The organism is Telluribacter sp., from assembly GCF_035998675.1.
Classification (GTDB): Bacteria; Bacteroidota; Bacteroidia; order Cytophagales; family Spirosomataceae; genus Telluribacter.
In genome coordinates this window covers 154,508-180,634 of record NZ_DASYHI010000007.1, presented here as the reverse complement: position 1 = coordinate 180,634, position 26,127 = coordinate 154,508, and the positions used below count along the sequence as shown (strand labels likewise).

Sequence of the window (26,127 nt, the reverse complement as noted above, 5' to 3'; positions counted from 1 at the left end):
AAGTACTTGCTGAAAACGTCAATAAGCTTAAAAGAAAGTACCCAGCGTAAGTATCACATTGATATTCCGATTGTTTATATCCACGGAAGCATAATCGTTCTGGTTGAAAAGTACGTAGGGAGTATAGGTAGATTTATAGGTATTGAAGGTACCCGTTGCGTCAATAAAAAACCGGTCAGTCCGGAAGCCGATACCTCCCGAAAACAACAGCTTGCTCCGGTTAAGGCCATCCAGCATAAAGCGGTAGGGATCGCCCAGGTAGGCCACACCCGCCCGCGCTCTGAACTGCTGAATCCGGGCTTCACCCCCCAGCCGTACATTAATGGTATTATTGAAGGTATTTCTGATTTCGTCGTTTTGCTCGTTCCGGAAATTGGTATTATCAATGCCACTTAACGTGCGGGAGTTTACCCTCATGCCCCGGTACCCAACATACTCCACCGTTCCCGAAAGGAAGCCGTTTGTACCCAAAAAGTAAGTAGCTCCACCGGCTGCCCGCAGTGGACTGGTGATACTGTATTCAAAGTCATTGGGTGCAAGGGGAATCCGGGTAATATCCGGAACAAATACGCCCTGGTTATCAGTGGGGACGCCAATGACATCCACGGCGGCTACCTCGTTAAAAGTTTCGCGCATGGACATAAAGGTTGGGGAAGTAAGGGAACCACCCAATTGTAAGGCAGGAGTAGCTTTGTAAATTACCCCCAGGGTACCGTTCAAACCGTTACCGGTTACGTTCAGGTCTTCGGTATGGGTAAGGCCACGAAAAACCTGTCCTCCCGTAAAGCGCTCGTCAATGGTGTGGGTGTAGTTGTAGTTGATACGGTTAAATCCAATAGAAAGGCCAACGTAAACTTTATCGTCATAGTTACCGGCATAAGCAAAATTCCATTGGCTGTGGGCTCCACGGGCATCAAAGGTACCCATCTGACTGGTTGGGCTGTTGCGGTCGTACCGGATGTAAGGAGGGCCTACTGCGGTGGAAGGATTAATCAGGTACAACTGGTAGTAGGCGCCTTCCAGCGAATAGGCCTCGTTGACGTTAGGATTATAGTCTTCCAGGTCGAGCCTTTCGGCGGAGATATTGCGGGCATTGGCCTGCTCCACTACGTAGTCACCAAACGAGGAGCGATTATTAGTACCCCTATAGGTAAACAGGTTTTGGAATGATTGCTGTCGGGTGAACGAAATTCCAATGGAGGTTCGTTTCCACTTCCGGTTGAAGCTTTGCGGGCTGCCGGCAATCACCAGCGAAGCCTGCGCCAGATTGGGGGTAGTTTTGCCGTCGGTAGTTACCTGGTCAATGTAGGTACTTCGGGTGTTAATATTTGTAAATGCCGGACTAATACTCAGTTCAGAACGATTGTAAAATCCGAGGCCCGCCGGATTACCGCTTATGGTACTGGCATCGCCACCCAGCGAAACCTGGTTACCTCCTACCCCCTGAAAGCGGGCAGTACCAGTCTGATTTATTTCGGAGAAGCTTAACGCATCAAAAGCGTACTGTGCCTGGGAGGTCAACGTCAGCAGCAGCAGGGCCAGCGTTCCCATCCATTTTCCTGATTTTTTCATGGGCTTCTTTGTGAATTTTGGTAAAAAATAAAAGGTAAAAAATAAACGAAAAACCCCGCAAAATATCACATTCTACGGGGTCTCCTTATATAACTCACATCGGTGAATTCTGTTTCACCTATTTTCAATCAACATCTATCATCTTGGACCACGCGAACGGGGAGCGCTGCTACCCGACGAGGGACTGCTGGATGGCATTGGTGCGCTGCTACGGGGGCTGCTCTGGTTGTACGAAGGTGTACTGTTAGAACGGCTGGGAGCCTGGTAGGTAGAGTTACTACGGGTACCACTTTCGTACGATCTGCTATTAGAAGCCGGGCTGCTGTTTTCGTAACTCCGGGTTGAAGGACTACTACTGCTCCGGTATGTTCCGCTGCTGTTAGAGCGTGGCCGTGAATAGTAGTAATCACTGTTAGCGGACGAACGGCGCGAATCACCAGTACTGCTTGCTGCTCCTACTCCGGCACGACCTGAACTACTGTTTCCGTCGTAGTAGGTTCCGCTGCTGTTGCTCCTTGGACGGGCATAGTAAGCATCGCTGCTGGTAGTACCACGGGCATTGTTCGTGGCTGAATTATCATAACTATCTACTCCCTGACGGCCACTTGCTGCGTTCCGGTTGGTACGGGTAGCATTTGAGAAATCACGGTTGTAAGCATCAGTACTACGAACACCACTGCTACTACCACGGGGACCGTACGTACGGCGATATTCGTTCCGGTCTGTGTTATTATTGACAACAACAACCGGACGATTATAGGCCCATGGATTCATGCCATAGCCACCGTAGTACCCTCCGTAAGGATTACCCCAGCTGTTAAAGCCGCCATAACCCCAGAAAGGATCACCCATACCGTACATTCCCATGCCGTTCATTCCGTAGAAGGGACTTCCCCAGCCACCCATGGCCATACCTCCCATAAAGGGATCATAGCCCCAGCTGTTAAAGCCCCAGGGGCTGTATCCCATCCGGTTCCAGGCGTACATACCACCCATTCCGATGAAGGGACTCATTCCAAAACGTAGCGAACGGTTGATACCCATCTGAAAGCCCATGCGGAAAGATGAACTGGCGCCGGGCCAGAACCCTCCATAGGAATTCATGAAGAAAGGATCAAACATTGCATTTTGTCCGGCCATATAGCCTTCGCGGAAACCAGAGTTGTACCCTGGTTCATCCGTTACCCGACGCTGTACTTTTCGGGACGACAAATAAGATTCATCATAATAATCTGCACTGCCTTCGTTAGTAGCAACACCATTGGCAGACTGGAAATCAGGGTTGTCGTATCGGCTGGCTTCGCGGGTCGTACGATTATTCACGGCTACCTCAACATCAGAAGAGTTGCCGTAGAGGTCATCATACACTTCCCCGGAGCGCGATGCATATTGGTTGGAGGAACAACCCCAAACCCCTATGAGAGCAACCACTGACAAGTACTTCACATTTCGTAAGGTAGTCATGGCATAAATCGGGTTATATTCTATTAATTAACATGTATAATACAAAATCCGTTCGTATTGTTTGAAAACGATACCCGGACTCCGTTAAGTACAAATATAACATAAAAAACTATCTTTGCAACCCAGTATGCGTATTTGACTGGCAAAAAGTCACCTGTATTCTATTAACTACTACTACCCATGAGTAAAGCCTTACCTTCCCGTAGCGAGAACTATTCCGAATGGTACAATGAACTGGTAAGAAGGGCCGACCTGGCCGAAAATTCGCCCGTACGCGGTTGCATGGTAATCAAACCCTACGGGTATTCTATCTGGGAAAAAATGCAGCGGGCTTTGGATGACATGTTCAAGGAAACCGGACATACCAACGCCTACTTTCCGCTCTTTATCCCCAAATCCTATTTGAGTAAGGAAGCTGCTCATGTCGAAGGATTTGCGAAGGAATGTGCCGTAGTGACCCATTATCGCCTTAAGAACGACCCGGACGGTAAGGGTGTCGTCGTTGACCCGGACGCCAAGCTTGAAGAAGAACTCATCGTCAGGCCTACCTCCGAAACCGTTATCTGGAGTACCTATAAAAACTGGATTCAATCGTACCGTGACCTGCCGCTGCTCATCAACCAATGGGCTAACGTGGTACGCTGGGAGATGCGCACCCGCCTGTTCCTGAGAACGGCGGAGTTTCTGTGGCAGGAAGGCCATACGGCCCACGCCACCGCTCAGGAAGCCATTGCCGAAACCGAACAGATGCTGGAAGTGTACGCCACCTTTGCCGAAGAGTGGATGGCGGTACCCGTTGTTCGGGGTGTAAAAACACCCAATGAACGCTTCGCGGGCGCCCTGGAAACCTATTGTATTGAAGCGTTGATGCAGGACGGCAAGGCCCTTCAGGCCGGTACTTCGCACTTCCTGGGACAAAATTTTGCGAAAGCTTTTGACGTAAAGTTCCAGGATAAAGACGGCAAACTTGACCATGTGTGGGGTACCTCCTGGGGGGTAAGTACCCGCCTGATGGGTGCGCTGATTATGGCGCACTCGGACGACAGCGGCCTGGTACTTCCTCCCAAACTGGCGCCCATTCAGGTTGTAATAGTACCTATTTTCAAGAATGAAGAGCAACTGGGTCAGCTGCGCGAAAGGGCCGACCAAATTAAAAAAGAACTGAAAGCAAAAGGAGTTTCGGTGAAGTTTGACGACAGCGATGCCAACAAGCCCGGCTGGAAATTTGCCGAATATGAACTGCGCGGGGTACCGGTGCGGCTGGCCATGGGCATGCGCGACCTGGAAAACGGAACGGTGGAAGTAGCCCGTCGTGACACCAAAACCAAGGAAACGGTATCGCTGGAGGGAATCACTGAGTACATCAGTCAGTTGCTCGAAGATATTCAACAGTCAATTTATAACAAGGCGCTCGCTTTCCGGGAAGAAAATACTACCCAGGTTGATACCTACCAGGAATTTAAGGAGGTACTTGATGGCAAGGCAGGCTTTGTGCTGGCTCATTGGGACGGCACTCCCGAAACCGAGGAGAAAATCAAGGAAGAAACCAAAGCTACCATACGGTGTATTCCGCTGAATGCCGTCGAAAAACCCGGTACCTGTATTTATTCTGGTCAGCCTTCGACCCGCAGAGTGGTATTTGCCCGATCGTATTAAAATATAACAATAGTGAACGCTTTAGACTTTTACCATTGTTTATTGTTTTTTACATCTAAAAAGAAAACATCATGAAAAAAGCACAATCCGGTGACACCGTTAAAGTGCACTACACAGGTACTCTTCCTGACGGGCAACTGTTCGATTCTTCGGCCGGACGTGATCCGCTCTCTTTCGAACTGGGAAGTGGACAGGTAATTAAAGGATTTGACGATGGTGTAACCGGAATGGAAATTGGTGAGAAAAAAACCATTGAAATTCCGAGTGAAGAAGCCTATGGTGAAATAAATGAAGACCTGGTTATTAATTTTGACCGCAAAGATATTCCCGCTGATATTCCCCTGGAAGTAGGTACTACCCTGAACATGCACCAGGATGGCAGCGGTCAGGTAATTCCCGTGGTGGTAAAGGAAGTAACGTCCGATACGGTAATACTTGATGCCAACCATCCATTGGCGGGTAAGGACCTGATATTTGAACTGGAACTGGTAGGTATCGAATAAAAAGTCACCCTCTGTTCAGTAGCAAAAGAGGAGCCGCGTTGCGGTTCCTCTTTTGCTATTCGGCCAACTTAAGGCTGTAAGCAATGGGCTTGTACCGATCCAGGCGAAGCAGGATATTTTTTATCGCCAGGTCGTTCAGCATTCGCTCGGCTCTTTTTTCCGAAATGTTTATCATCTGTGACAGGAGCTTGGCATTAATCGCATCATTCTGCCGGAGGTACTGAATAATGCTTTTCACCTGCCGGGAGGCCAGCAGCTTTTCGGTGTCCGGATCTCCTTCACCGGGTAACATCAGCCGGTTGGTAGGTACGCTTTTGTCTTTAGTCCGCACATAAATAATCCGTTCTCCTTTTTCGTTGATTGCGTAGTGGGGTTTATCTTCACTTTCATCCACTTCCACCCTAAGTACCAGCTTAGTACCCAATTGAACGGCTTTGTATTGAATCAGAAGTTCCTTATCCACCAACTCGGTACAGGCGCGTTCCAGCTTCTGAAGCTCTCTGAGTTCAGACAGTACCCCCACTACATCTTTATTGTCGGCTACCCCTACCAGTAGGGTACCCCCTGCGGTATTAGCAAAGGAAGCCAGGGTTCGGGCAATCCGGAAGGGACTGTCAATAGTACGTTTGAATTCAATGGTTAATCCTTCACCCATCTGGATTAGCTCCAGCGTATTTTTTTTTGTGTTTACCATACGTTTTTAAACCAATGCATATTTTTTCCCTGGCAGTGACCGCACCATCCCCTGAAATTCCAGATTGAGCAGTAGCGTCGCCAGCTTACCCAGGTGCAGGCCACTCTGCCAACTCAGATCATCCAGTTGCATGGTACCCTGTCTTTTCAGAAGGGAGAGCACCTGTCCTTCCTCCTGGGTGAATCCGTCAAAAACTGGGACAGAATCAGGCGAAGTACTGGCTGGGTCAGGAATCTTTGATTCGGCCCGGTTCCAGCCAATCGCCTCGGCCATTTCGTCCACCGTTGTGAATACAGCAGCCTTGTTATCTTTGATCAGCTGGTGGCAACCTTCCGACTGCGGACTCATCAAACTACCCGGTACCGCAAACACTTCGCGGTGGTAGTTTTGGGCAAATTCAACGGTAATAAGGCTACCCCCTCTCCGGGCCGACTCCACTACTATGGTAACATCACTAAGGCCGGCGATAATTCGGTTCCGGGCCGGAAACCTTCTGAAATCCGGTTTAGCACCCAGGGGATTTTCGGTCAGAATACCACCGTTTTGCTTCATCTCCTGCGCAGTTTTATTGTGTATTGCCGGGTAAATAACATCAAGTCCACTGGCCATAACCCCAACGGTAGCGAGCTGGTGCTTAAGGCAGGCCCGGTGGGCCGTAATGTCCACACCATAAGCCAGACCACTCACCACCACCGCTTTATAAGGCACCAAATCCTTTATGATGGTCTCGGTAACAGCTTTTCCGTAGTCGGATACCTGACGGGTACCTACTATGCCCACTGTACGGTAGGCGTTTAGCTCCATCTTTCCCTGACTATACAGTACAAGAGGCGAATCATACAGGGGCTTTAACCGGCGGGGGAAATCAGCATCGGTATAGAAGTGGAGTCTGATGCCTCGTTTCTGGCAATCTTCCCATTCTTTTCGCCCCTGCTCAACTCCCTGTTTTGTCAAAAGAGTCCGGGCCGCTTTTTCTCCAATACCTGGTATTTTAATGAGTTTCTTATAGTCTGCCTTAAATACATTTGACGCACCTCCACAGTAACTTATCAGTTGCCTTATCATGACCGAGCCAACACCGGGGGTATACACTAACGCTAACGTACTTATTTTTTCTTCTTCCTGATCCTGCATAGGCTCGTCTTCAGCTTCTTATTTAATGGAAAATTAAATAATTTTTATAAACAACGTATCAACCGGGCTTCGCCTGAGGTCTGATTTTTCCTGTATTGCCTGTTACCTGAACGTATATACATGTGCATATTATTACTCATTAAGTGAGACTACCTAACTACTGCGAACGCTATTCCACATAAGCATTAATCACTCTTGGGCTTTCCTATGTCACCTCTTCTTGCTTCATCTCTAGTCTGTTTTTTATTCACTATACGTCATTATCTTTTACAAGTTTCTCTTTAGAGGCCGTGAGGCAATTATAGCCAAATAATTTCATCCGGCGGCAAATTTCTTTCAGGGAGGATTATCCCAAATCTGTCCTGAATTACTTTGCATACTGGTATGATTCTTTAGTTTACTTATACCTCAAATGTTCACATATTTTATTATAAACTATCCTTAAAACCTTTTTTGTTATGGAAAATTTAAGAGATTCAGACCGCGACTACAACAGAACAGAAGGTGACCACGAAACAGGTACCATTACAGGTGTTTTCAGAGACAAAGATGACGCTGAAAGAGCCTACCAGGACCTGGTTAACCGGGGTTATTCACGGGATGAAATTTCAGTACTGATGTCCAATGATACCCGCGATACTCACTTCAAGGGAGTAGACAAGGAGGATCGCTCTGAACTTGGCAACAAAGCCATGGAGAAAGCTGGCATTGGTTCCGCCATTGGTGGAACGGCCGGGGCTATTATCGGAGCTATCGCTGCTATTGGTACCGCAGTTGCAATTCCAGGTTTAGGTCTGGTAGTTGCAGGTCCTATCGTAGCTGGTCTGACTGGTGCCGGAGCTGGTGGACTCACCGGTGGTATCATTGGTGCACTGGTAGGTTCAGGTATTCCAAAAGAGCGGGCTGAAGTCTATGAAAACAGTATCAAGGAAGGTGGTATTGTGGTAGGTGTAACTCCTCGCAGCCGCGAAGAAGGGGTAGCTATTTCAGATCAGTGGAAAACCTACCGCGGCGAAAATATTCATACCGGTTGGGATTCAGGAAGCTGGGACCGTGATCGGGACAGAACTGACCGGAATTCCAACATGGGCCGTTACTAATCAGTCTGAATATTATAGCCGGATCGTCCTGTAACGTCACTTAAAAAGTGTAGTGCAGGAAATAAATTTCAAATCCGGTCAATCCAACTGACTGATAGTAGAAAGAGTCGCCAATTGGCGACTCTTTTTTTATGTTTTCCCTAAGAATAAGTCTGTCTACTCAATGACCCGGAACAGACGGTTCCAGCGAATTTTATTGACAATACTGGTAGGACTGGGATCAATGGACATCCATACGAAAACGGCTTTTCCGACAATATGGTCCATGGGCACAAAACCAAAGTAGCGGGAGTCCATAGAATTATGGCGGTTATCACCCATCATAAAGTAGTAGTCCTGCTTGAAGGTATAACTTTCAATGGCTTTCCCCGCTACACTGATCTTATTTCCGTCGACTACTACATTTTCATTCCCTTCATAGTTCTTAATTACATCTTTGTACATCGCTATATTTTCCGGCGACATGGAAATTGTCATACCTTCGGCCGGTACTACCACCGGTCCATAATTATCACGGTTCCATTTAAAAAGGCCAGATTGCGGATACAAGCCAGGTTCAACGTAGTCGGCAGAGGCCTTTACTACGCGTACATCCCGGACAAAATCATATTCTTTTAGCGTAGCAGCAATGGCCTCGGTAGTATAAACAATATAACCCGACTCGTCATTGGCCGGTATGGAATCGTTGAAAGTTTCGGAGTAACTGTAATATTCGGAAACGCCGTTCTCCTTAAACACTTTATCCTCATTGACAGCCGTTGTGGTAGAGACAAAGTACTCATTCTCCATCCGGGCTGGATTAGGTAAAGCCGTACCATTAACAATTACCTGAGCATCCCGGATTATCAAGCTGTCACCGGGTATACCTACACACCGTTTGATATAGTTGGTGCGTAAATCTACCGGATGCTGCTGCTCGGGTGGATAGTTAAAAACTACGACTTCACCCCTTTGCACTTCTGAAAAGCCCGGCAAACGGTACTGAGGTAGTTGGATGGCATCTGAATAAGAAGGAATATTGGTACCCCAGATGGTCTGATGCGTCAGAGGTACCTGTAGGGGTGTCTTTGGCGTGCGGGTACCGTAGTGGAGCTTACTTACAAACAGAAAATCGCCTACCAACAGGCTGTTTTCCATGGATGGCGTCGGAATGGTAAAGGCTTCGAAAAAGAGCCAGCGGATAAGCGTGGCGGCAACTACGGCAAACAAAATTGAATCAAACCACTCGCGGCTCGCTGATTTTCCTTTGTCGGCAGGTGTGTCCCTTCTCACTTCTTCCTTTTCGAAAGGCTTATTTTTTGTGGTCATTTTTTGGGTATAATAAGTAACAATGTAAGAGAAACAACGATTTACTACTTTTTATTCTATTTTTATTAAAATAACTCACTGAGGAAAAATGCTTTTCCATAACCGAAACAGAAAACTATAGCTTTTCAAGCAGGTCGTCCATCCCGAATACTCCTTTTTTCCCAACCAGCCATTCGGCCGACACCACGGCTCCCTGGGCAAAACCTTTTCGGCTGTGGGCGGTATGGCCAATTTCAATGGTATCAATTTCCGAGCTATACCGGATGCTATGGGTACCTGGCACCTCCCCTTCCCGCTCCGCGGTTATGGGCACCCGACCTTGCTGCCTATCGGGAGCCAGCGACCAGCCTTTAAAGCTTTCGTTTTCAAGACTGATTCCCTCCGCCAGGGTAATGGCAGTACCGCTGGGTGCATCCAGTTTGTGAATATGGTGGATCTCGGTCATTGAAATTTCATAGGGCTGTTCTTTCATCAGGCGGGCCAGGTACCGGTTCAGGCGAAAAAACAGATTAACCCCGATGCTGTAATTGGACGCATAGAAAAAAGCGCCCTGCTGCTCCCGGCATAGTTCCTCAATTTCAGCCTTATGGTTTAACCAGCCCGTGGTACCGCTTACCACCGGCCAGCCCTTGCGCAGACAGTAGGTAATATTTTCAAACGCAGCCTCCGGTGAACTGAACTCAATAGCTACGTCAACGGCATCCCGGGGAAGGAGATCCATATCACTACGGTTTTGAACGTCTATTCTTCCTACTATGTGGTGGCTCCTTTCTAAGGCAATTTGTTCAATGGTGCGGCCCATTTTGCCGTATCCTATCAGCAGGATATTCATGTTTTTACTTTTTAATTTACTTTAATAGAAATATTATGTAAGCTAACGGAAACCCACTACCAGTCTGACTCCTGCCGTCGGGCCCGATACAAAGGGCTGAAAAAGGGAGGGTTCAACCCGGAGGGTTAAGTCTTCGGAAATATCAAAAGTTTTAAGGTGGGCCGCTACGTTGGCTTCTACGGCGGCCAGGGCATACACTCCCACTGAAATTACGTAGGCGTAGTCGCGGTAGCGGCGGTAGGCGGTACGTCCCCTCCTAACCTGGTCCAGCGTTAGGTCCCGGGTTTCCTCCCGGTCGCGCAGGTACACGGGTACCGTGGTAATATCCGTTCTGGGATTACCCGTAGTCAGATCAAAAAAAGCTTTGTAGCCGGTAAGGAAATCGTTATAGCGGAGCGTGTTCCATCGGATAGCGTACACCGCTCCACCGAAGGCCCCGTATACCAGTGGAAGTTTCCAGTAATCACGGTTGTAAATCTGCCCGCCCCCCGGAAAAGCAATGGCAAAGATAGTCGCTTTGCGGGGTTCCGGCCGGAATTTCTCCTTATCCCGAATTGCCAGGGAGTCAATGGGCAGGTTAGGGTCAACGGCTGGTTTAATGGTATCCCCGGTTACCAGGGGCACAACCACCTTACCCAAGCTATCCGTTGGTACACGTTGTGCCTGGGCTACTCCGGTACTCAGAGCGATTATCACTATCCAAAACCACCTGTTCAAGCTTTCTTTTCAAAATTCAGCGTTTCCAAAATCCGGTCGAGTTCTTCCTGGGAAGTGAAAGGAATCTTAATCTCGCCTTTATGGTGATCGTCGCTTTTTATGGATACTTTGGAACCAAAAAAAGAAGATAACCTAAATTGTAACGAACGGATTTCCTGCTTGATTGTCTGCGGGCGGCGGTCCTTTTCGGTACTCTCCTCGACCAGCGACAACTTACGTACTTCCTCCTCCACTTTACGCACCGACCAGGCTTCCTCAATTATCTTTTTGAAAATCTTCAATTGAATATCCGGACTATCAATGGTAATGATGGCCCGGGCGTGCCCCATACTGATTTGGTTGTCACGGAGCGCGGCCTGTATTACCGGTGGCAATTTCAATAACCGGATGTAGTTGTTGACCGTAGTTCGGTTTTTACCTACCCGCTCGCCTAACTCCTCCTGCTTCAGGCTACACTCGTGCATGAGCCGCTGGTAGCTCAGGGCAATTTCAATGGCATTGAGGTTTTCCCGCTGAATATTCTCAATCAGCGCCATTTCCAGCATCTGCTGGTCGTTGGCCGTACGTATGTAGGCCGGTATTTTCAGCATCCCAATTGATTTGGAAGCCTGCAGACGCCGCTCTCCCGAGATCAACTGGTACTTTTCCTTGCCAATTTGACGAAGAGTAATGGGCTGAATAATGCCTTGCACCCGGATAGAATCAGCCAGCTCCTGAAGAGCTTCCTGGTCAAACCGCGAACGGGGTTGAAATGGATTGGCCTCGATGAGATTGACGTCAATCTCATTCATGGCACTTATCGTTTCGTAAGGGGACGGACGTGTGGCGGTCCGGGGGGGATTAACTGAGTCAGAATCCTGTAATAAAGCACCAAGGCCGCGACCTAATCCCACCATTTTTTTATTTTTATTTTCCATACTGCACAAAAGTAGTTCTACGGGTTGAGTCGGTATCAGCTAATGCCAACGGGTTGATCCTGAGAAAGTAATCCATTCTTGGTAAGTATTTCGCGGGCCAGATTGAGGTAGCTGATGGCTCCTTTGCTGTCAGCATCCTGAGCCAGCACGGGCAAACCATAACTGGGCGACTCACTCAGGCGGATATTACGGGGTATGATGGTATTGAAAACCAGCGACTGAAAATGGGTAGTTACCTCGTTGACTACCTGGTTGGACAGCCGAAGCCGCAGGTCGTACATAGTCAGTAGTATACCCTCAATAGCCAGATTTGTATTCAGCCGTGACTGTATAATGGTAATGGTATTGAGCAGCTTTCCCAAGCCTTCCAGGGCAAAGTACTCACACTGAACTGGAATAATGACCGAGTCGGCGGCCGTGAGACTGTTGATGGTAATAAGACCTAAGGAGGGTGAACAATCAACTATAATAAAATCATAGTCATCGCGGATACCTTCCATGGCCTCCTTCATCCGGTCTTCCCGGTTTTTGAGGTTAATCATTTCGATTTCCGCCCCAACCAGGTCTATGTGGGAAGGCAACAGGTCCAGATTTGGAAAGTCGGTCTGAATAATGATGTCGCGGGTCCTTATCCCCTCCACCATGCACTCATAAATACTATATTCTATTTCCTTAGGATTAAAACCCAGACCGGAGGTCGAATTAGCCTGAGGATCAGCGTCAACGATGAGGGTACGGAATTCGAGAGCGGCTAAGCTGGCCGCCAGATTGATGGCCGTGGTGGTTTTACCTACTCCCCCTTTTTGGTTTGCAATTGCAATTACTTTGCCCATTGTATTTTGAGTTACCAGTTCCAAATTTCACCTATTCGGGGCAAATACACAACAAATGTTCCACGGACTTTTTTAGAATAATGGTTAGTACGTGACGGTCAGTTGATTGTGTCCTGTCTTTTTTTTCTAAAAGTACAAATAAATCTCTTCTGCCGGAAAATGTTTCACGCCCATACCTTAGTACCTTCGGTGCAGTTTTTACACATTTCAATTTCCGAACGGGAACGGATAAGGGTTTCCCGGAACTGCTGGTAGCTACCCCCGCGCCATAATTCGCGGAAGGTCTGCTTTTTCATATCACCCAACCGGTGGTGGGCATCTTTATCAAAACAGCAGGGTACTACCAAGCCATCCCAGGTTATTACGCAGGAATGCCACATTTTCCAGCAATGGTCCAGTAGCTCGTTCTTGATGGAATAAGTACCTCCCGGCTCGGGCTGGTATCTCGAGTACTTGTCAATGGTCGGGATAAGCGAGGAACCTTGTTCGTAATCGTATATCTGCGCCGTTTTAAGTCCAACCTCATCTACTCCCAGCTCCGCGGCCAGTTTTTTGACTTCTTCGATCTGGTGTTCATTGGGCCTAACTACCAAAAACTGAAAAACCGTGTGCGGGGTACTTGACTTCAATTCCTTTTTCCATTTAATAATATTCCGGGTACCTTCCAGCACCTTCTCCAGGTTGCCCCCTACCCGGTACTGTTCGTATACATCCTGGGTAGTACCATCAATCGAGATAATAAGGCGGTCCAGCCCCGACTCCACCGTACGGCGCGCTTTTTCGTCGGTCAGGTAGTGGGCATTGGTGGAGGTTGCCGTATAAATTCCTTTGTCGTGGGCGTAGCGTACCAGTTCAAAAAACTGGGGGTGCAGATACGGCTCTCCCTGAAAATAAAATATCAGGTACAGGAGCGTTTCGGCCAGTTCGTCGATGGTCTTTTTGTATAAATCCTCCTCCATCATGCCGGTCGGGCGCGTAAAGGACCGCAAACCGCTGGGACATTCGGGGCAGCGCAGGTTGCAGGAAGTAGTAGGTTCAAAGGATATGGCAACGGGCATTCCCCAATGGGTAGCCTTTCCCGAATAGCGGGAATAGAAGTAGCTGGCCAGAATCTGCATAGCGTTCCAGGCCCGCCGGGGCGTGACTTTTGACATCAGATTCAGTCCATCTTTCCAGTTTCGGTTCATTGGCGAAGTCGCGTCGTACGCTTTTTTATTATAGGTAATGGTGCTTCCGGCATTAGTCAATCCGGTAGATCCGGCATTCCGCCGGCTGCAAAGGCAACAAGGTAAGGAACAAACTGTTCGAAATCATGCTTTCTTCGGCATTTCCTCCGGAACTAAATAGTAGCCTCAAGGTAGTTAAGGGGGACCTATCCGGAATAGTTACATGGCGGGTAAGCTCCCGAATATTCAAATTTACTACAAAAACCAGCTCTCCCAGCCGCCAGGCCAGGTACCGGGTACTCAGGGTTGGGTCGGGGTATACCAGCCACTGCGTCTTTTCATTTTTTAATTCTGGCAAAAACCGCTCTGCCAGCAGCCGCAGTTGGGTTATTAAGTTAAAGTGTCCGTTATTTCTGCCCCACACATACGGCCCCCGGGTCACCTTATCGGGTTGGTTGGGGTCAGTAATGCGAAATACGTAAAGTTTGGAGTACTCTTCGTTCAGGCCTCTGCTCTGGTGCGGGTTCCTTATTTCAAAACCCAGGCTCGTATAGGACGGCAGGTCAGGCAGGAACAAGGCCAGGAAGTACCTTACTATATTTCCACTCTGGTAGTATACATCAAAGCGTGGGTCGTCTTTGTCGGCGGTCATGACGGTAAAGCAGGGTGCTACCCGGCGCGTGGAGGCCAGGTCGAGGTACTGCCGGAGCCGCGTGGTGAAACTACTTTCGCCCACTAGGGTAGACTGGAGATCGCCCAGGGTGACTTCCGCGCCAATGGCTTCCAGATGAGCCATTTCATCGCCGTAACCCATGGTATCCGGAGGAGCCAGAAAAGATTCAGCAAAAAAAGCAAAGTGTTGACACCCGGCTGCAATTATTTTGTCCTTTACCGCTTTTAAAATATCGTAAAATGGGGGTATAGTGGCCGGAACACCCTCGGGACGCATCTGCACGTGGGTCATGTCGCCCCGCATAAAATCAAACCCAAAAGTCTGCTGACAGTCGAGGTACCGCTGGCTTACATATTCCCAAACGGAACGATTGGGTTTGTCAAAATCTATTTCCCAACTTTGATTATCATCTTTTGATTCAAATAATTTAAATCGGGTGAGCGGCCCAAACACCCGGGACATGGACTGCGGCTGATCAAACTCGTATTGGTACCAGCGGTAGCCTTCTTCGTCCTCAACATAGGCTTCCGGATTTAGGTGCAGAGCACGGTAGGGCGGGGCCATACTCATGGGCAGGGTTTCGTAGCCAAAACCAATGAGGTACCTCATCAGGGCTATTCGTCGGCGCTGACGCCCCCCGGAGTCTCCTTCGTCCCCGAATAAAAGCTGTAACCGGTTTTTATCTGATTCCAATTGGATATCCGGCCCAAATAGTTTTTCGAACGGAAGCACTGCAGTACCATCGGCAGTACCATTTATTTCTAAAAATTGGTATACACGCTGCTCTACCTCCTGCCATATTAACTCGTAGTGCTCACTCAGCAGGGTACCTTCCCGACGGACCCACTCAAAAAACCGGGGATAGGCCACTACCATTTCCGAAAAACGGTCGGTATGGGGGATGACGTCCATCCCTACCGCAAACCCCATCGTATGCAGCAGATTAATTACCACCTTTAACTGGGCTGCCGTGTTAGCAAGCTGGGGAAAAGCCTCGTAGAGTTCCTGGCTAAAAAATTCGGGATTGAGGTGCCAGCTCACCATTCCGTACAAACTCCCCACCACCCCCGGCTCCCAGATGGGCAGCAGATGCAGGGTCCGGTGGCATTCGGGCAGAGAGAGGGCGTACTTAACTACGTTCAGGAAATTCTGAACTGTTCGCACATTTACCCCCACCAGATTGGCCTGCCGAATCCACCCCCCGTTGGTCCACATCTGGTACGGGCTAGCCACGCTATTAGCCGGGTCCAGCGCCCACCTTATTTTTTCAAAACCAAACCTGCTTTGTAAAATATCCAGGAGTTCAGGCAGCGACAGCTCCAGGAGCAGTTCGGGAGGTACTCCGGCCACAAAGCCATGAAGCCCGCTTCGGTAAGATTGGGTAAATGCCGACTGATTCGTGTGCCACTGGTCCTGAATACCGGTACAGGATTTCAAATGTGATGGATAATTTTCAAACATTTGATGAGCAGATCGCTTTATTTGTTACTTGCGAAACTAAGAAAAACCCAGCAGAATGACGTATCCTGTCCTGATTATAGGTGGCGGTCTGTCCGGACTCATCACCGGTATTGAACTGGCCAAGGCGGGTTTAAAGGTACTTTTAATTGAACGAAAAAATTATCCTCACCACAAAGTTTGTGGCGAATACGTATCCAACGAGGTAAGGCCTTACCTTCAGAAACTGGGACTTGACCTGAAAAAGCTGGGGGTGGCTGAAATAACTTCTTTCCGTTTTACCTCGCCCCAGGGGCATATTCTGGATTCTCCGCTGAAGATGGGAGGCTTTGGTATCAGTCGTTATTTATTTGATGACCAATTATACCAGTTGGCCCGGGGGGCGGGGGTTGAATTTTGTCTGAATACCACCGTGTCGCAAATTCAGTGGCAGGATGACCATTTTAAAGTAGTAACCTCAGGTGGGAAAGAATTTACGGCGGAAGTAGTGGTGGGAGCATACGGTAAACGTACACGGCTAGACCGTGAGCTGAATCGGGACTTTATGGAAAAAACATCACCCTACATGGGGGTCAAGTACCATATCCGCTACGACTTCCCAAAGGATACCATTGCACTGCATAATTTTAAAAACGGGTACTGTGGGATGTCCGCCATTGAGCATGACAAGTACTGCCTCTGTTACCTGACCGAGCGCAGCAATGTCAAAGAATATGGTAGTATTCCCGAAATGGAAAGGCATATTATGGCCCGCAATCCGCACATTTACAGCATTCTGCGGGAAGCCGATTTTATTTACGACAATCCGGAGGTGATAAACGAAGTGTCGTTTGCTCCCAAAAAGGCCGTAGTTGACCATGTACTTATGGCCGGAGATGCCGCAGGACTAATAACGCCACTATGCGGAAACGGGATGGCAATGGCTATTCATGGCGGATGGATAGTAGCCCAGGAAATTATTCACTATTTCCAAAATCACCGCAACCGGCAGCGCCTTGAAATTAACTATACCCACCGGTGGCAAAGTCAGTTTTCAACCCGCCTTTGGGTAGGAAGGAATGTGCAACGCTTGTTCGGCAGTGAACAACTTTCCGAATTTGCACTCCATTTCTTTGGTCTCCTCCCCCCCGTTTTGCGGATGGTCATCCGTAGTACCCACGGAAAACCTTTTCATGGTTAAACAAGTACTTTAGCTTCCGGTATCAGCTTCCACCGTAAGCCGGCTTATCGGTCTTCACTTTTTCTGTATTCCGATTTGGATCCATTACCGGTACTGCATCCGGATCTGGCTTACCTTCTTTATCGGTATACTTGTTACGTAAGTCCTGACGCTCGTTGAGCGTATCGCTATCTACTACTTTTGTCGCAGCTTTTGACTTTTCAGCTTGAGTTGGAGCTCCTTTGTTTTCTTTAGAAGGCATAATAGTATCTGGTTAATGAAAATTAAGTTTAAATAACCCATACCGGCAAAAAAAGCATACCATCGGACTGGCGACTTGCGCTTAAATCGGAAGTTCAGTAGTACTTTTTACTTCCGACATCACAAAGAAACTACTGATGTGCAGGACACTGTTCAGGACCGACAGCTTCTGCTGATAAAACTGGTTGTAGCCTTCCACATCGTTGGCGACTACTTTCAACAGGTAATCAAAATTTCCCGAAACAACGCAGCACTCAAGTACTTCGGGCATACTGATAACCGCGGCGTTGAATTCTTCAAAACTTTCCTTCCGCTGCTTGTCCAGGGTTACGTTACAATAGACCAGCAGTGATTTGCCCAATTTGCGCCGGTTGAGCAGACCTACGTATTTATCAATAAAACCTTCCTTTTCCAGTTTCCGGATGCGATCATGGACCGGAGTCTGGGACAGATTTATCCGGGAGGCGATTTCTTTCGTAGTCAGCTGAGCATTCTGCTGAAGCAATTCCAGGATTTTTTTATCAGAGGGGTCGAGCGGCATGGCAGAGATTTTTTTTGATTGAACCGGTATTGGTACTTATTTTCAGGATTTTTTCCTGTAAATATTCCTATTTACAGCCATTTTTCCTATACTAAGTACTTACTACCTCTATTTTTACTACTAATAGATAAATTTGCAGTTATATAAAGTAGAAAACCAAATCAAAACACCTAATCTAGTCTGCTCTATGATCATTGGCGTTCCGAAGGAAATAAAAAATAACGAAAACCGGGTAGCTGTTACCCCGGCTGGGGTTACCGAATTTGTCAAGCACGGTCATACCATTTATGTCCAGTCCAGTGCCGGTCAGGGAAGCGGCTTTTCCGATGCTGAATATACCGAGGCCGGTGCCGTTATTCTTCCCAGTATTGAGGAAGTATATGACGTGGCGGAAATGATAGTAAAGGTAAAGGAGCCCATTGAGAAGGAGTATCCTTTAATAAAGGAAAACCAACTGCTGTTTACCTATTTCCACTTTGCTTCTTCGGAGCCTCTGACCCACGCCATGATCGGACGAAAGGCGGTATGTCTGGCGTACGAAACCGTAGAGAAAGCCGACCGGAGCCTGCCCCTGCTGATTCCAATGAGTGAAGTTGCCGGACGAATGGCCGTTCAACAGGGAGCCAAGTACCTGGAAAAACCCATGGGTGGACGGGGTATTTTGCTGGGTGGCGTGGCCGGGGTAAAACCCGCCAATGTACTGGTACTGGGGGGTGGCGTAGTAGGTACCCAATCAGCCAAGATGGCCGCCGGACTGGGCGCTAACGTAACCATTGTCGACATTAGCCTGCAGCGCCTGCGCTACCTGGAAGACATCATGCCAGCCAATGTAGATACGGTCATGTCCAATGAATATAACATTCGTCAACTTATTCAGAATTCTGATTTAATCGTGGGCGGGGTACTTATTCCCGGAGCCAAAGCTCCTTCGTTGATTACCCGCAACATGCTTAAACTGATACGACCGGGTACCGTATTGGTTGACGTAGCCATTGACCAGGGTGGATGTTTTGAAACCTCTCACCCCACTACCCACCAGGACCCTATTTACGTGGTAGACGAAATCGTTCACTACTGCGTAGCCAATATGCCGGGGGCCGTACCCTATACCTCTACCCTGGCGTTGACCAATGCTACCCTACCTTATGCCTTGCTGTTAGCCGACAAGGGTTGGCAGGCAGCCTGTTTGCTCAATGAGGAGCTTCGCAAAGGCCTGAATGTGGTTAAGGGACAGGTTGTGTATAAAGGAGTATCCGATGCCTGGGGGCTTCCCTACACTGAGGCAGCTAACGTCCTAAAAGGAGATATTCAGGTAGCTTAATAAATTACCAAATTGTATACAATCCTAGTAGAAAGCGACCTGGTCTTGGCTCCGGTCGCTTTTACTTTCTAAAAATATTACAATTTTTTGCCTTGTTGAAGTAGGTAATTGAAATCTTCTTCTTACTTTTGCAAAAAATAATAGAACGAACATCCGTTCGATTCTCTGCTTCTACTCCGGTTCGGGCGAACAATTTCGCCACCAACTTTAACAGAATAAGTTGGTCCTTCCGTTTTCGTCTTGCAGAGCCACACGGATGTATTGTGGTGGGCTTTGCGCAATCCCTTATTTGAATTTTTAAAGTAAACACTGTCTGATTATCAACCCAACTGGTGTGATAATTTTATCCGCTACTGTAATCAGTTAGTGTTCTTTTTCATACGTAATACCAGGAATAATACTAATTTATCTAAAATGACAATTGAAACTTTTGCCGAGTTAGGGCTATCGGAGGATATTCTGAGAGCCGTAACAGAGATGGGATTTGAAAAACCCTCTCCAATTCAGTCCCAGGGTATTCCACCCGTAATGGAGGGCCTTGACGTTATTGGCCAGGCCCAGACCGGTACGGGCAAAACGGCCGCCTTTGGTATTCCAGTGCTGGAACGTATAGACGTTAGCAGCAACGCAACACAGGCCCTTGTTCTTTGCCCTACCCGTGAACTGGCGGTGCAGGTATCCGAAGAAATAGGCCGTCTGGCCAAATATGTACGGGGAGTACGTATAGAAGTGATTTACGGAGGTGACTCCATCGATCGTCAGATCCGGTCTCTTAAAAGAGGAGTACATATAGTAGTGGGAACTCCGGGTCGTGTAATGGACCATATGCAGCGCCGCACTCTTAATTTTGAAGAGGTACGTATGATGGTATTGGACGAGGCCGATGAAATGCTGGATATGGGCTTCCGGGAAGATATTGAAAGTATTCTGGCCGAAATGCCCGAAGATCGCCAGACCATTCTGTTTTCGGCTACCATGTCCAAGCCGATCATGTCTATCACCAAGCGTTTCCAGAAGGATCCGGTCCTGATCAAGGTAGTACGTAACGAGCTCACCAACCAGAACATTGAGCAGGTTTTCTTCGAGGTAAAGCCCCAGGCTAAGGTAGAAGTAATGACCCGCCTGATCGACATGTATCACTTGCAGTCCCTACTAGTATTCTGTAATACTAAGCGTAAGGTTGACGAAATCGTGGAAGATCTGCAACTTCGCGGCTATGCTTCAGAGGGTATACATGGTGATTTGCGCCAGCAACAGCGTACCAACGTGATGAGCAAGTTCAAGGCTGGTGTTACTACCATACTGGTAGCTACCGACGTAGCCGCCCGTGGAATTGACGTAAGCGGACTGGATGCTGTAATCAATTTTGACATTCCCTTAGACGAGGAATATTATGTACACCGGATTGGCCGTACCGGTCGGGCGGGTATGTCAGGCAAAGCCTTCTCTATGGTGGCTCGCGACGAAAAATTCCGTCTGCGCCAGATCGAGAATTACACCAAGGTAAAAATTGAAAAGGGAGTAATTCCATCCTATGAAGATATAGTGGGAGTTCGTAAGGCCCGCTTCGTGGAAAGTATTGCCGCAGCCATTCAGGCCGATGATCTGGAACTCTATGACGATGTACTTGAAATGCTCCGCCATAGTGGCTTCACCACCGAACAGGTAGTGGCAGCCATGGCCAAGCAGATTATGGGCGTCCAGAAGAACGAGTACGGTGACACCAGCCTGGCGTGGGAAGAAAAACGCAGCGACCGCCAGAAAGGTGGAGAAAGAGGCGATCGTTTTAGTGACCGTCCGGGTCGTTTTGACCGGGATAAAGGCAGGGGAGGCGATAGTTTCCGTTCGGAGGGTCCCCGTCGCGAACGCCGTACTGATGCTCCGCGTGGAGCTGACCGGGGCGATGCCCGCACCGCAGCTTCGGCTGAACCAGGAATGACCCGCTTGTTTTTGAGCCTGGGTCGTAAGGACAACATTCAGCCTCGTGATATTGTAGGAGCCATAGCCGGCGAAGCCAACATCCCCGGAAAAGCCATTGGCGCTATTGATATCTATGATAAGTTTACCTTTGTGGATGTACCTGAGCGCGACGCCCGTGCGGTACTTCGTGCCATGGATGGCAATACCATTAAGGGTAAGCAGGTACAGATTGATATCGCCAAATAACATTGGGCAGATTTTTCATCCGGTTCAATAAGAAAAGGGGATTCACAGCCGTGAATCCCCTTTTGCTTTTATTTAATTCTAAAAAGAGGGAGGGTACCAATTATTCAGGCACCCTCACTCTTTTAGATAAACAAATTGTTTTCTACTTAACGCTGGGCATTAGGGCGATTGGTCGTATTACCGGCAGGTTGCTGCAGTCTCTGAGCCATTTCCAGGTGTTGCTGAAGAATCGGGATGTTTTTCAGAGCTAAACTTCTTAGCTCCTGGTTGGCGTTCCCACTCGACGATCTCTGGGTAGAAGCAGCACCGGAAGTGTTTTCATTTCCCGTACCGGGACTATTGCTGTTGGTACCAGTTCTGGCAGTGTTTTCATCCGTTCCGCCAATACCAGTGGTTTCCGAATAATCCATAAACATCTGGATGGTTTTCTGGTGAGACTCCACCATCATCTGCGCGTAGGCACGGTCAAATTCTACTCCTTTCTGTGCGGCAAGCCGGGTATACTTATCCATTCCCTGCTGACTAGGCGTGGTAGGAAGTTTAAAACCTTTGCCAGTAGCGATTGTCTTCAGGTTCTGGTTCATAGCGCTGTGCTCCTTCACCATGTGTTGTCCAAACTGTTTAACCTGTTGGGAGCTACCATTCTGCTGGGCCAGATTTCCCAATTGTATCTCTAGCATACTACCTTCCGCAGTTTGCGTAGCGAATTGCTCATCCGATAGCTGACCTCTCTCACCGGTGGCAGCAGTACCATCCGGTCCGGCTCCATCTTTATCGAATGCATTAAGGTCCTGCTCCTCTATATCATGGGCCAGCTCGTTCCCACCCTGACTATCTCTATCTGTATCTGCACAGGAAGTTGCTGACAATAAAGCAGCTACCAGCATTATACTTAATAAGTTCTTTTTCATACTACTATTTTAATGGTGTATATAACATCTCTAAAAAAACATACCACTTGAAACTCCCGCTGATTTTGAATGTGAAAAGCGATTGTAGCATGTGCTATAAACTGCATGTGCACCCTTTCAACAAATGGTTGAAAACATTGACCTGCCAGTTTGGTGTTATGTACCATAGGCCGTAAAATCTAATTCATTGACAGGTGGTTAGGGTTATCCATGTATTAAAAAGCGCTGTATCGGGAACCGGGAAGCTGCTGCGTTTGATGCGACGGGCCTTGCTAGTACTAAGTGGAAACGACCCACTGCGCATGGCTGGTGCCACTGCCTTCTTTACCACATTTGCTTTGCCTCCGATCCTGATTATCCTGATTCAATTATTTGGTTTTGTGATAAATCCGGATACCCTCAACGACCGGTTAATAAAAGAATTGGGTACTATTCTGGGGCGGGAAGGGGCCGCTCAGATCAACCTTGTAATCCAGAATTTTGCTTCCATTAATAAGGCTTGGTACATAACCGTAGCCGGTACCTTATTTCTAATGATTGTTGCCACTACCCTGTTTGGCATTGTACAAAAATCACTCGATCAAATCTGGATGATTCGTGTGCATGACAAACCCGGCTTAAAGTTCAGGCTGAAGCTCAGGCTGCGGTCTATGGCAATTATTCTGCTGGCGGGCCTTTTGTTCAGCATAGGAATTCTCATCGAAGGGCTCATATCTTTCGTCGGGCACTATGTACAACTGCTCACTCCCGGCAACCCCATGTTTTTCACTGGTTTATTTAATGAATTATTCTTTATTACCGTAGTGACCATTTGGTTCTCCACCCTTTTCAGATTCCTGACTGACGGCCGTCCGGCCTGGAATCTGGCCCTGATTGGTGGATTCTTCACGGCCATACTATTCAATTTTGGGAAGCTCCTCCTTCGTTGGTTACTTACCTATAATAATATCAGTACCATCTACGGCGCTTCGGGGTCCATTGTCCTTATTCTGCTGTTCGTTTTTTACTCTTCTATCATATTTTATTACGGAGGAGCGTTTATTAAAGTACTTAGTGATACCTACGGCAAACCCATAAAGCCACGTAAAAAAGCGTTTCATTACGAGTTAAACGAAAGTAGAATTCCGGATAACCCGGGTACCGGATGATAACTCACCGGTTATCGCAATAAACAGAGCCGCACCTTTTGGTGGAAATAACGTTTAGATTATTGCAGGCATACCTTTTTTACAGAGAAGTCCTGGTAATACGGATTTAAACTAACTTGAAAACGGTTGGCAAATAGATTTTGGCGAAACAACTTTCTGCGATTGCAATCCCTGTTCACTGTAACCTATTGGAAACAGCAAGTTCATCGTATTCGTACCCATAACTGGCGTGAAACCAAACCCAGGGATATCCTCCAATTTCTCTTTTTAGGGATTCTGGCTATGGGAATCCTGTTTGGTACTTTTTGTGTAGGGTTTGTTATTGTCGTCTGGATGGGTTTCTTTGGTGAAATCCCCTCCCGCAAAGAGCTACAGAACAAGCGGAACGATACGGCCTCCGAATTATACTCTGCCGACAGCGTATTGCTGGGTCGTTATTTTATTTACGATCGCACCAATGTACCTTATAAGCAAATTTCCCCGGTTGCCTTAAAAGCCCTGGTTGCCACCGAGGATGCCCGCTTTTATCTGCACGAGGGTATAGACCTGAGAAGCTTAGGCCGGGTGGCCGTCAAAACGGTCCTGATGCAAAATGAAAGCTCAGGAGGAGGTAGTACCATTACGCAGCAGCTGGCCAAAAATTTATACCCCCGACGGGACTACAGGTACCTGGAAATGCCCATCAATAAAACCCGGGAAATGATAATGGCCCGGCGCCTCGAGTTGGTCTATTCCAAAGAAGAGATTCTGGAATTGTACCTGAATACAGTTTCGTTCGGAGGAAATATCTTCGGTATTGAAAGGGCAGCGCACTATTTTTTTAACCGCTCGGCCCGAACACTCAAGGCGGAACAGGCGGCCGTGCTGATAGGAATGTTAAAAGCCACTACCTCTTACAATCCATTAGCCAACCCAGAACGCTCCAAAAGAAGGCGCAACATAGTACTTAACCAGATGGTGAAGTATAAGTACCTTACGCCCAAAGTAGCCGATTCGCTGAAAAATCTGCCTTTGAGGCTGGAGCGGGAGAAAAAAATCCAGAATCAGAATATTGCTCCTTACTTCCGGGAGCAGCTCCGGATTGAACTGGCCGAATGGTGCGCCAACCAGACCAAAAGCAACGGCGAACCCTACAACCTGTATACCGACGGTTTAAAAATATATACAACCATTGATTCCAGGGTTCAGCAGGCCGCCGAGAAGGCCGTTCGGGCACGGATGGCCCGACTACAGAAGCAATTTGATGACCACTGGCGGGGCCGCGTTCCCTGGGGTAAGGATAAAACCGTACTTGACAACGCCCTGCGGGTGTCGGCCAGGTACAAGCGACTAAAGAACCAGGGGTTCTCGGATGAGGAAATACAGCAAGTATTCAAAAAGCCGGTTTCTATGACGCTATTCAGCTGGAACGGCCCCATCAAAAGAACCATGAGTCCCATGGACTCGCTGGCCTACTACCAGCGTTTCCTCAACACCGGCCTGGTGTCCATGGACCCCGAAAGTGGGTTCGTTAAGGCCTGGGTGGGTGGTATTAACCACAACCTGTTCAAGTATGACCATGTACGCTCGCGGCGGCAGGTGGGTTCTACTTTTAAACCCATAGTTTACGCGGCCGCGCTGCAGAGGGGAATTGAGCCCTGTACGTATTTCCAGAATGTGCTCACTACCTATAATGAATACGAAGACTGGCAACCACACAACGCTACCAATAACTACGGAGGCAAATACTCCATGAAAGGGGCCTTGTCTAACTCGCTTAATACCATTTCGGCTCAGCTAATACTGAAAGTAGGCGTTGACCCTACAATCCGGCTGGCCCGTAACATGGGGATTCAAAGCGACCTGCCCCGGGTACCTTCGCTGGCCCTGGGAACGGCCAATATTTCCCTGCTGGAAATAGTAAGCGCCTATACGGCTTTTGCTAACCAGGGCCGCCGGACTGAACCGGTTTATGTAACCCAAATCGTGGACCGAACCGGCAAAATACTCCGGCAAAACCGGCCCAAACGCGGAAAGAAGGTACTTCTGGCCGAAAACGCGGCTATTATGCTGGAAATGATGAAGGCTGTAGTGGAGGAAGGAAGCGCCCGCCGGTTGCAATCAGAATTTGGCCTTAAACTGGACATGGCCGGCAAAACCGGTACTACCCAGAACCAAAGCGACGGCTGGTTTATTGGCATTGTACCCGGCCTGGTTACGGGTGTTTGGGTTGGGGCCGAAAGCCCGCTGGTTCGCTTTCGTTCTCTGGACCTGGGTCAGGGTTCCAACACAGCACTTCCCGTATGGGGCGACTTTATTTCAAGAATAGTGAAGAACGATAGGGCCTCGGTAATTAAAGGAACCAAATTTGAAGAAATTACCCCTGAGATACAGGAAATGCTGAGTTGTGCCTCCTATATTCCTGATCCTCCGCCACAGGAAGAAGAATCCTTCTTTGACCGGGTACTTGAATCACTACCGTTCAATCTCGGAAATGAGGAACGTCGGCAGGAACGTCAGGAAACCCGGAAAGATCGGAGAGAAGAACGGAATAACCGGCTACGGAACCTTTTCAAAAGGAAAAGAAACAGAGACGAATAGGCCGGAACCGCCA

The 26,127-nt window shown here is 48.2% G+C and carries 22 protein-coding genes; 8 read left to right on the top strand and 14 right to left on the bottom strand.

Going from position 1 to position 26,127, the window contains the following annotated elements; translation table 11 throughout:
* Positions 1-27: 27 nt before the first annotated feature.
* Positions 28-1,572: a hypothetical protein gene (locus tag VGN67_RS02745; protein ID WP_327485234.1), complete on the bottom strand. Its 1,545-nt coding sequence runs from the start codon at positions 1,570-1,572 to the stop codon at positions 28-30.
* A 138-nt stretch (positions 1,573-1,710) separates the two neighbouring features.
* A complete protein-coding gene (locus VGN67_RS02740) occupies positions 1,711-3,036 on the bottom strand; it encodes a hypothetical protein (protein ID WP_327485233.1) in 1,326 nt (441 codons plus the stop codon).
* Positions 3,037-3,216: 180 nt separating this feature from the next.
* Here VGN67_RS02740 and proS point away from each other — a divergent pair, with 180 nt between their 5' ends.
* A complete protein-coding gene (gene proS, locus VGN67_RS02735) occupies positions 3,217-4,692 on the top strand; it encodes a proline--tRNA ligase (protein WP_327485232.1) in 1,476 nt (491 codons plus the stop codon).
* Between the two features lie 71 nt (positions 4,693-4,763).
* A complete protein-coding gene (locus VGN67_RS02730; RefSeq protein WP_327485231.1) occupies positions 4,764-5,195 on the top strand; it encodes a peptidylprolyl isomerase in 432 nt (143 codons plus the stop codon).
* Between the two features lie 55 nt (positions 5,196-5,250).
* On the opposite strand, the gene VGN67_RS02725 is transcribed toward VGN67_RS02730, so the two are convergent.
* Complete coding sequence (locus VGN67_RS02725) at positions 5,251-5,889, bottom strand: ATP-binding protein (RefSeq protein WP_327485230.1); 639 nt, start codon at positions 5,887-5,889, stop codon at positions 5,251-5,253.
* Positions 5,890-5,895: 6 nt separating this feature from the next.
* Positions 5,896-7,023, bottom strand: coding sequence for a DNA-processing protein DprA (gene dprA, locus VGN67_RS02720; RefSeq protein ID WP_327485229.1), 1,128 nt, complete (start codon positions 7,021-7,023; stop codon positions 5,896-5,898).
* Positions 7,024-7,481: 458 nt separating this feature from the next.
* On the opposite strand from dprA, the gene VGN67_RS02715 reads away from it, so the two are divergent.
* Positions 7,482-8,123: a hypothetical protein gene (locus VGN67_RS02715; RefSeq protein WP_327485228.1), complete on the top strand. Its 642-nt coding sequence runs from the start codon at positions 7,482-7,484 to the stop codon at positions 8,121-8,123.
* A 156-nt stretch (positions 8,124-8,279) separates the two neighbouring features.
* On the opposite strand, the gene lepB is transcribed toward VGN67_RS02715, so the two are convergent.
* The 7 genes from lepB to VGN67_RS02680 all read right to left on the bottom strand — a co-directional run bounded on the left by lepB (position 8,280) and on the right by VGN67_RS02680 (position 16,006).
* Positions 8,280-9,431: a signal peptidase I gene (gene lepB / locus VGN67_RS02710; protein ID WP_327485227.1), complete on the bottom strand. Its 1,152-nt coding sequence runs from the start codon at positions 9,429-9,431 to the stop codon at positions 8,280-8,282.
* Positions 9,432-9,546: 115 nt separating this feature from the next.
* Positions 9,547-10,263, bottom strand: coding sequence for a 4-hydroxy-tetrahydrodipicolinate reductase (dapB, locus tag VGN67_RS02705; protein ID WP_327485226.1), 717 nt, complete (start codon positions 10,261-10,263; stop codon positions 9,547-9,549).
* 42 nt (positions 10,264-10,305) lie between these two features.
* Positions 10,306-10,980, bottom strand: a complete 675-nt coding sequence (locus VGN67_RS02700) for a DUF5683 domain-containing protein (protein ID WP_327485225.1) — start codon at positions 10,978-10,980, stop codon at positions 10,306-10,308.
* The gene (locus VGN67_RS02695; RefSeq protein WP_327485224.1) at positions 10,977-11,897 is read right to left on the bottom strand and encodes a ParB/RepB/Spo0J family partition protein; all 921 of its coding nucleotides are present in this window, start codon (positions 11,895-11,897) and stop codon (positions 10,977-10,979) included. Before VGN67_RS02695 ends, VGN67_RS02700 begins: the two co-directional genes overlap by 4 nt.
* Positions 11,898-11,932: 35 nt before the next feature.
* Positions 11,933-12,730 (bottom strand): ParA family protein, encoded by a 798-nt coding sequence (locus VGN67_RS02690; RefSeq protein ID WP_247234913.1) that lies wholly within the window; start codon positions 12,728-12,730, stop codon positions 11,933-11,935.
* A gap of 164 nt (positions 12,731-12,894) precedes the next feature.
* Entirely contained in the window at positions 12,895-13,917 is a 1,023-nt protein-coding gene (locus tag VGN67_RS02685; RefSeq protein ID WP_327485223.1) for a radical SAM protein, read from the bottom strand.
* Positions 13,918-13,969: 52 nt separating this feature from the next.
* Positions 13,970-16,006, bottom strand: coding sequence for a hypothetical protein (locus VGN67_RS02680; RefSeq protein ID WP_327485222.1), 2,037 nt, complete (start codon positions 16,004-16,006; stop codon positions 13,970-13,972).
* 79 nt (positions 16,007-16,085) lie between these two features.
* Between VGN67_RS02680 and VGN67_RS02675 the strand changes: the two genes are divergently transcribed.
* The gene (locus VGN67_RS02675; protein WP_327485221.1) at positions 16,086-17,207 is read left to right on the top strand and encodes an NAD(P)/FAD-dependent oxidoreductase; all 1,122 of its coding nucleotides are present in this window, start codon (positions 16,086-16,088) and stop codon (positions 17,205-17,207) included.
* A 22-nt stretch (positions 17,208-17,229) separates the two neighbouring features.
* Here the strand turns inward: VGN67_RS02675 and VGN67_RS02670 are convergent, their stop codons facing one another.
* Together VGN67_RS02670 and VGN67_RS02665 are read right to left on the bottom strand one after the other, a co-directional pair.
* Complete coding sequence (locus VGN67_RS02670; RefSeq protein ID WP_327485220.1) at positions 17,230-17,448, bottom strand: hypothetical protein; 219 nt, start codon at positions 17,446-17,448, stop codon at positions 17,230-17,232.
* Between the two features lie 81 nt (positions 17,449-17,529).
* Complete coding sequence (locus tag VGN67_RS02665; RefSeq protein WP_327485219.1) at positions 17,530-17,988, bottom strand: Lrp/AsnC family transcriptional regulator; 459 nt, start codon at positions 17,986-17,988, stop codon at positions 17,530-17,532.
* A gap of 187 nt (positions 17,989-18,175) precedes the next feature.
* Here VGN67_RS02665 and ald point away from each other — a divergent pair, with 187 nt between their 5' ends.
* Entirely contained in the window at positions 18,176-19,309 is a 1,134-nt protein-coding gene (gene ald / locus VGN67_RS02660) for an alanine dehydrogenase (protein ID WP_327485218.1), read from the top strand.
* Positions 19,310-19,723: 414 nt separating this feature from the next.
* Entirely contained in the window at positions 19,724-21,475 is a 1,752-nt protein-coding gene (locus VGN67_RS02655) for a DEAD/DEAH box helicase (protein ID WP_327485217.1), read from the top strand.
* A 146-nt stretch (positions 21,476-21,621) separates the two neighbouring features.
* Here VGN67_RS02655 and VGN67_RS02650 read toward each other — a convergent pair whose 3' ends face one another.
* The gene (locus tag VGN67_RS02650) at positions 21,622-22,386 is read right to left on the bottom strand and encodes a DUF4142 domain-containing protein (protein ID WP_327485216.1); all 765 of its coding nucleotides are present in this window, start codon (positions 22,384-22,386) and stop codon (positions 21,622-21,624) included.
* A 269-nt stretch (positions 22,387-22,655) separates the two neighbouring features.
* Here VGN67_RS02650 and VGN67_RS02645 point away from each other — a divergent pair, with 269 nt between their 5' ends.
* Positions 22,656-23,534 (top strand): YihY/virulence factor BrkB family protein, encoded by an 879-nt coding sequence (locus VGN67_RS02645; protein ID WP_327485215.1) that lies wholly within the window; start codon positions 22,656-22,658, stop codon positions 23,532-23,534.
* 282 nt (positions 23,535-23,816) lie between these two features.
* Positions 23,817-26,114 carry a penicillin-binding protein 1A gene (locus VGN67_RS02640; RefSeq protein WP_327485214.1) on the top strand — a complete coding sequence of 766 codons (2,298 nt, stop codon included), beginning with the start codon at positions 23,817-23,819 and terminating at the stop codon, positions 26,112-26,114.
* Positions 26,115-26,127 lie beyond the last annotated feature (13 nt).

What these genes read in the sequence shown, in the direction of transcription:
- VGN67_RS02640 (WP_327485214.1), top strand. Translation starts at nt 23,817, where the DNA reads ATGGGAATCCTGTTTGGTACTTTTTGTGTAGGGTTTGTTATTGTCGTC.
- VGN67_RS02655 (WP_327485217.1), top strand. Translation starts at nt 19,724, where the DNA reads ATGACAATTGAAACTTTTGCCGAGTTAGGGCTATCGGAGGATATTCTG.
- proS (WP_327485232.1), top strand. Translation starts at nt 3,217, where the DNA reads ATGAGTAAAGCCTTACCTTCCCGTAGCGAGAACTATTCCGAATGGTAC.
- VGN67_RS02650 (WP_327485216.1), bottom strand. Translation starts at nt 22,386, where the DNA reads ATGAAAAAGAACTTATTAAGTATAATGCTGGTAGCTGCTTTATTGTCA.
- dapB (WP_327485226.1), bottom strand. Translation starts at nt 10,263, where the DNA reads ATGAATATCCTGCTGATAGGATACGGCAAAATGGGCCGCACCATTGAA.
- VGN67_RS02690 (WP_247234913.1), bottom strand. Translation starts at nt 12,730, where the DNA reads ATGGGCAAAGTAATTGCAATTGCAAACCAAAAAGGGGGAGTAGGTAAA.
- ald (WP_327485218.1), top strand. Translation starts at nt 18,176, where the DNA reads ATGATCATTGGCGTTCCGAAGGAAATAAAAAATAACGAAAACCGGGTA.
- VGN67_RS02685 (WP_327485223.1), bottom strand. Translation starts at nt 13,917, where the DNA reads ATGAACCGAAACTGGAAAGATGGACTGAATCTGATGTCAAAAGTCACG.
- VGN67_RS02730 (WP_327485231.1), top strand. Translation starts at nt 4,764, where the DNA reads ATGAAAAAAGCACAATCCGGTGACACCGTTAAAGTGCACTACACAGGT.
- VGN67_RS02675 (WP_327485221.1), top strand. Translation starts at nt 16,086, where the DNA reads ATGACGTATCCTGTCCTGATTATAGGTGGCGGTCTGTCCGGACTCATC.
- dprA (WP_327485229.1), bottom strand. Translation starts at nt 7,023, where the DNA reads ATGCAGGATCAGGAAGAAGAAAAAATAAGTACGTTAGCGTTAGTGTAT.
- VGN67_RS02745 (WP_327485234.1), bottom strand. Translation starts at nt 1,572, where the DNA reads ATGAAAAAATCAGGAAAATGGATGGGAACGCTGGCCCTGCTGCTGCTG.
- VGN67_RS02725 (WP_327485230.1), bottom strand. Translation starts at nt 5,889, where the DNA reads ATGGTAAACACAAAAAAAAATACGCTGGAGCTAATCCAGATGGGTGAA.
- VGN67_RS02695 (WP_327485224.1), bottom strand. Translation starts at nt 11,897, where the DNA reads ATGGAAAATAAAAATAAAAAAATGGTGGGATTAGGTCGCGGCCTTGGT.
- VGN67_RS02740 (WP_327485233.1), bottom strand. Translation starts at nt 3,036, where the DNA reads ATGACTACCTTACGAAATGTGAAGTACTTGTCAGTGGTTGCTCTCATA.
- VGN67_RS02670 (WP_327485220.1), bottom strand. Translation starts at nt 17,448, where the DNA reads ATGCCTTCTAAAGAAAACAAAGGAGCTCCAACTCAAGCTGAAAAGTCA.
- lepB (WP_327485227.1), bottom strand. Translation starts at nt 9,431, where the DNA reads ATGACCACAAAAAATAAGCCTTTCGAAAAGGAAGAAGTGAGAAGGGAC.
- VGN67_RS02715 (WP_327485228.1), top strand. Translation starts at nt 7,482, where the DNA reads ATGGAAAATTTAAGAGATTCAGACCGCGACTACAACAGAACAGAAGGT.
- VGN67_RS02665 (WP_327485219.1), bottom strand. Translation starts at nt 17,988, where the DNA reads ATGCCGCTCGACCCCTCTGATAAAAAAATCCTGGAATTGCTTCAGCAG.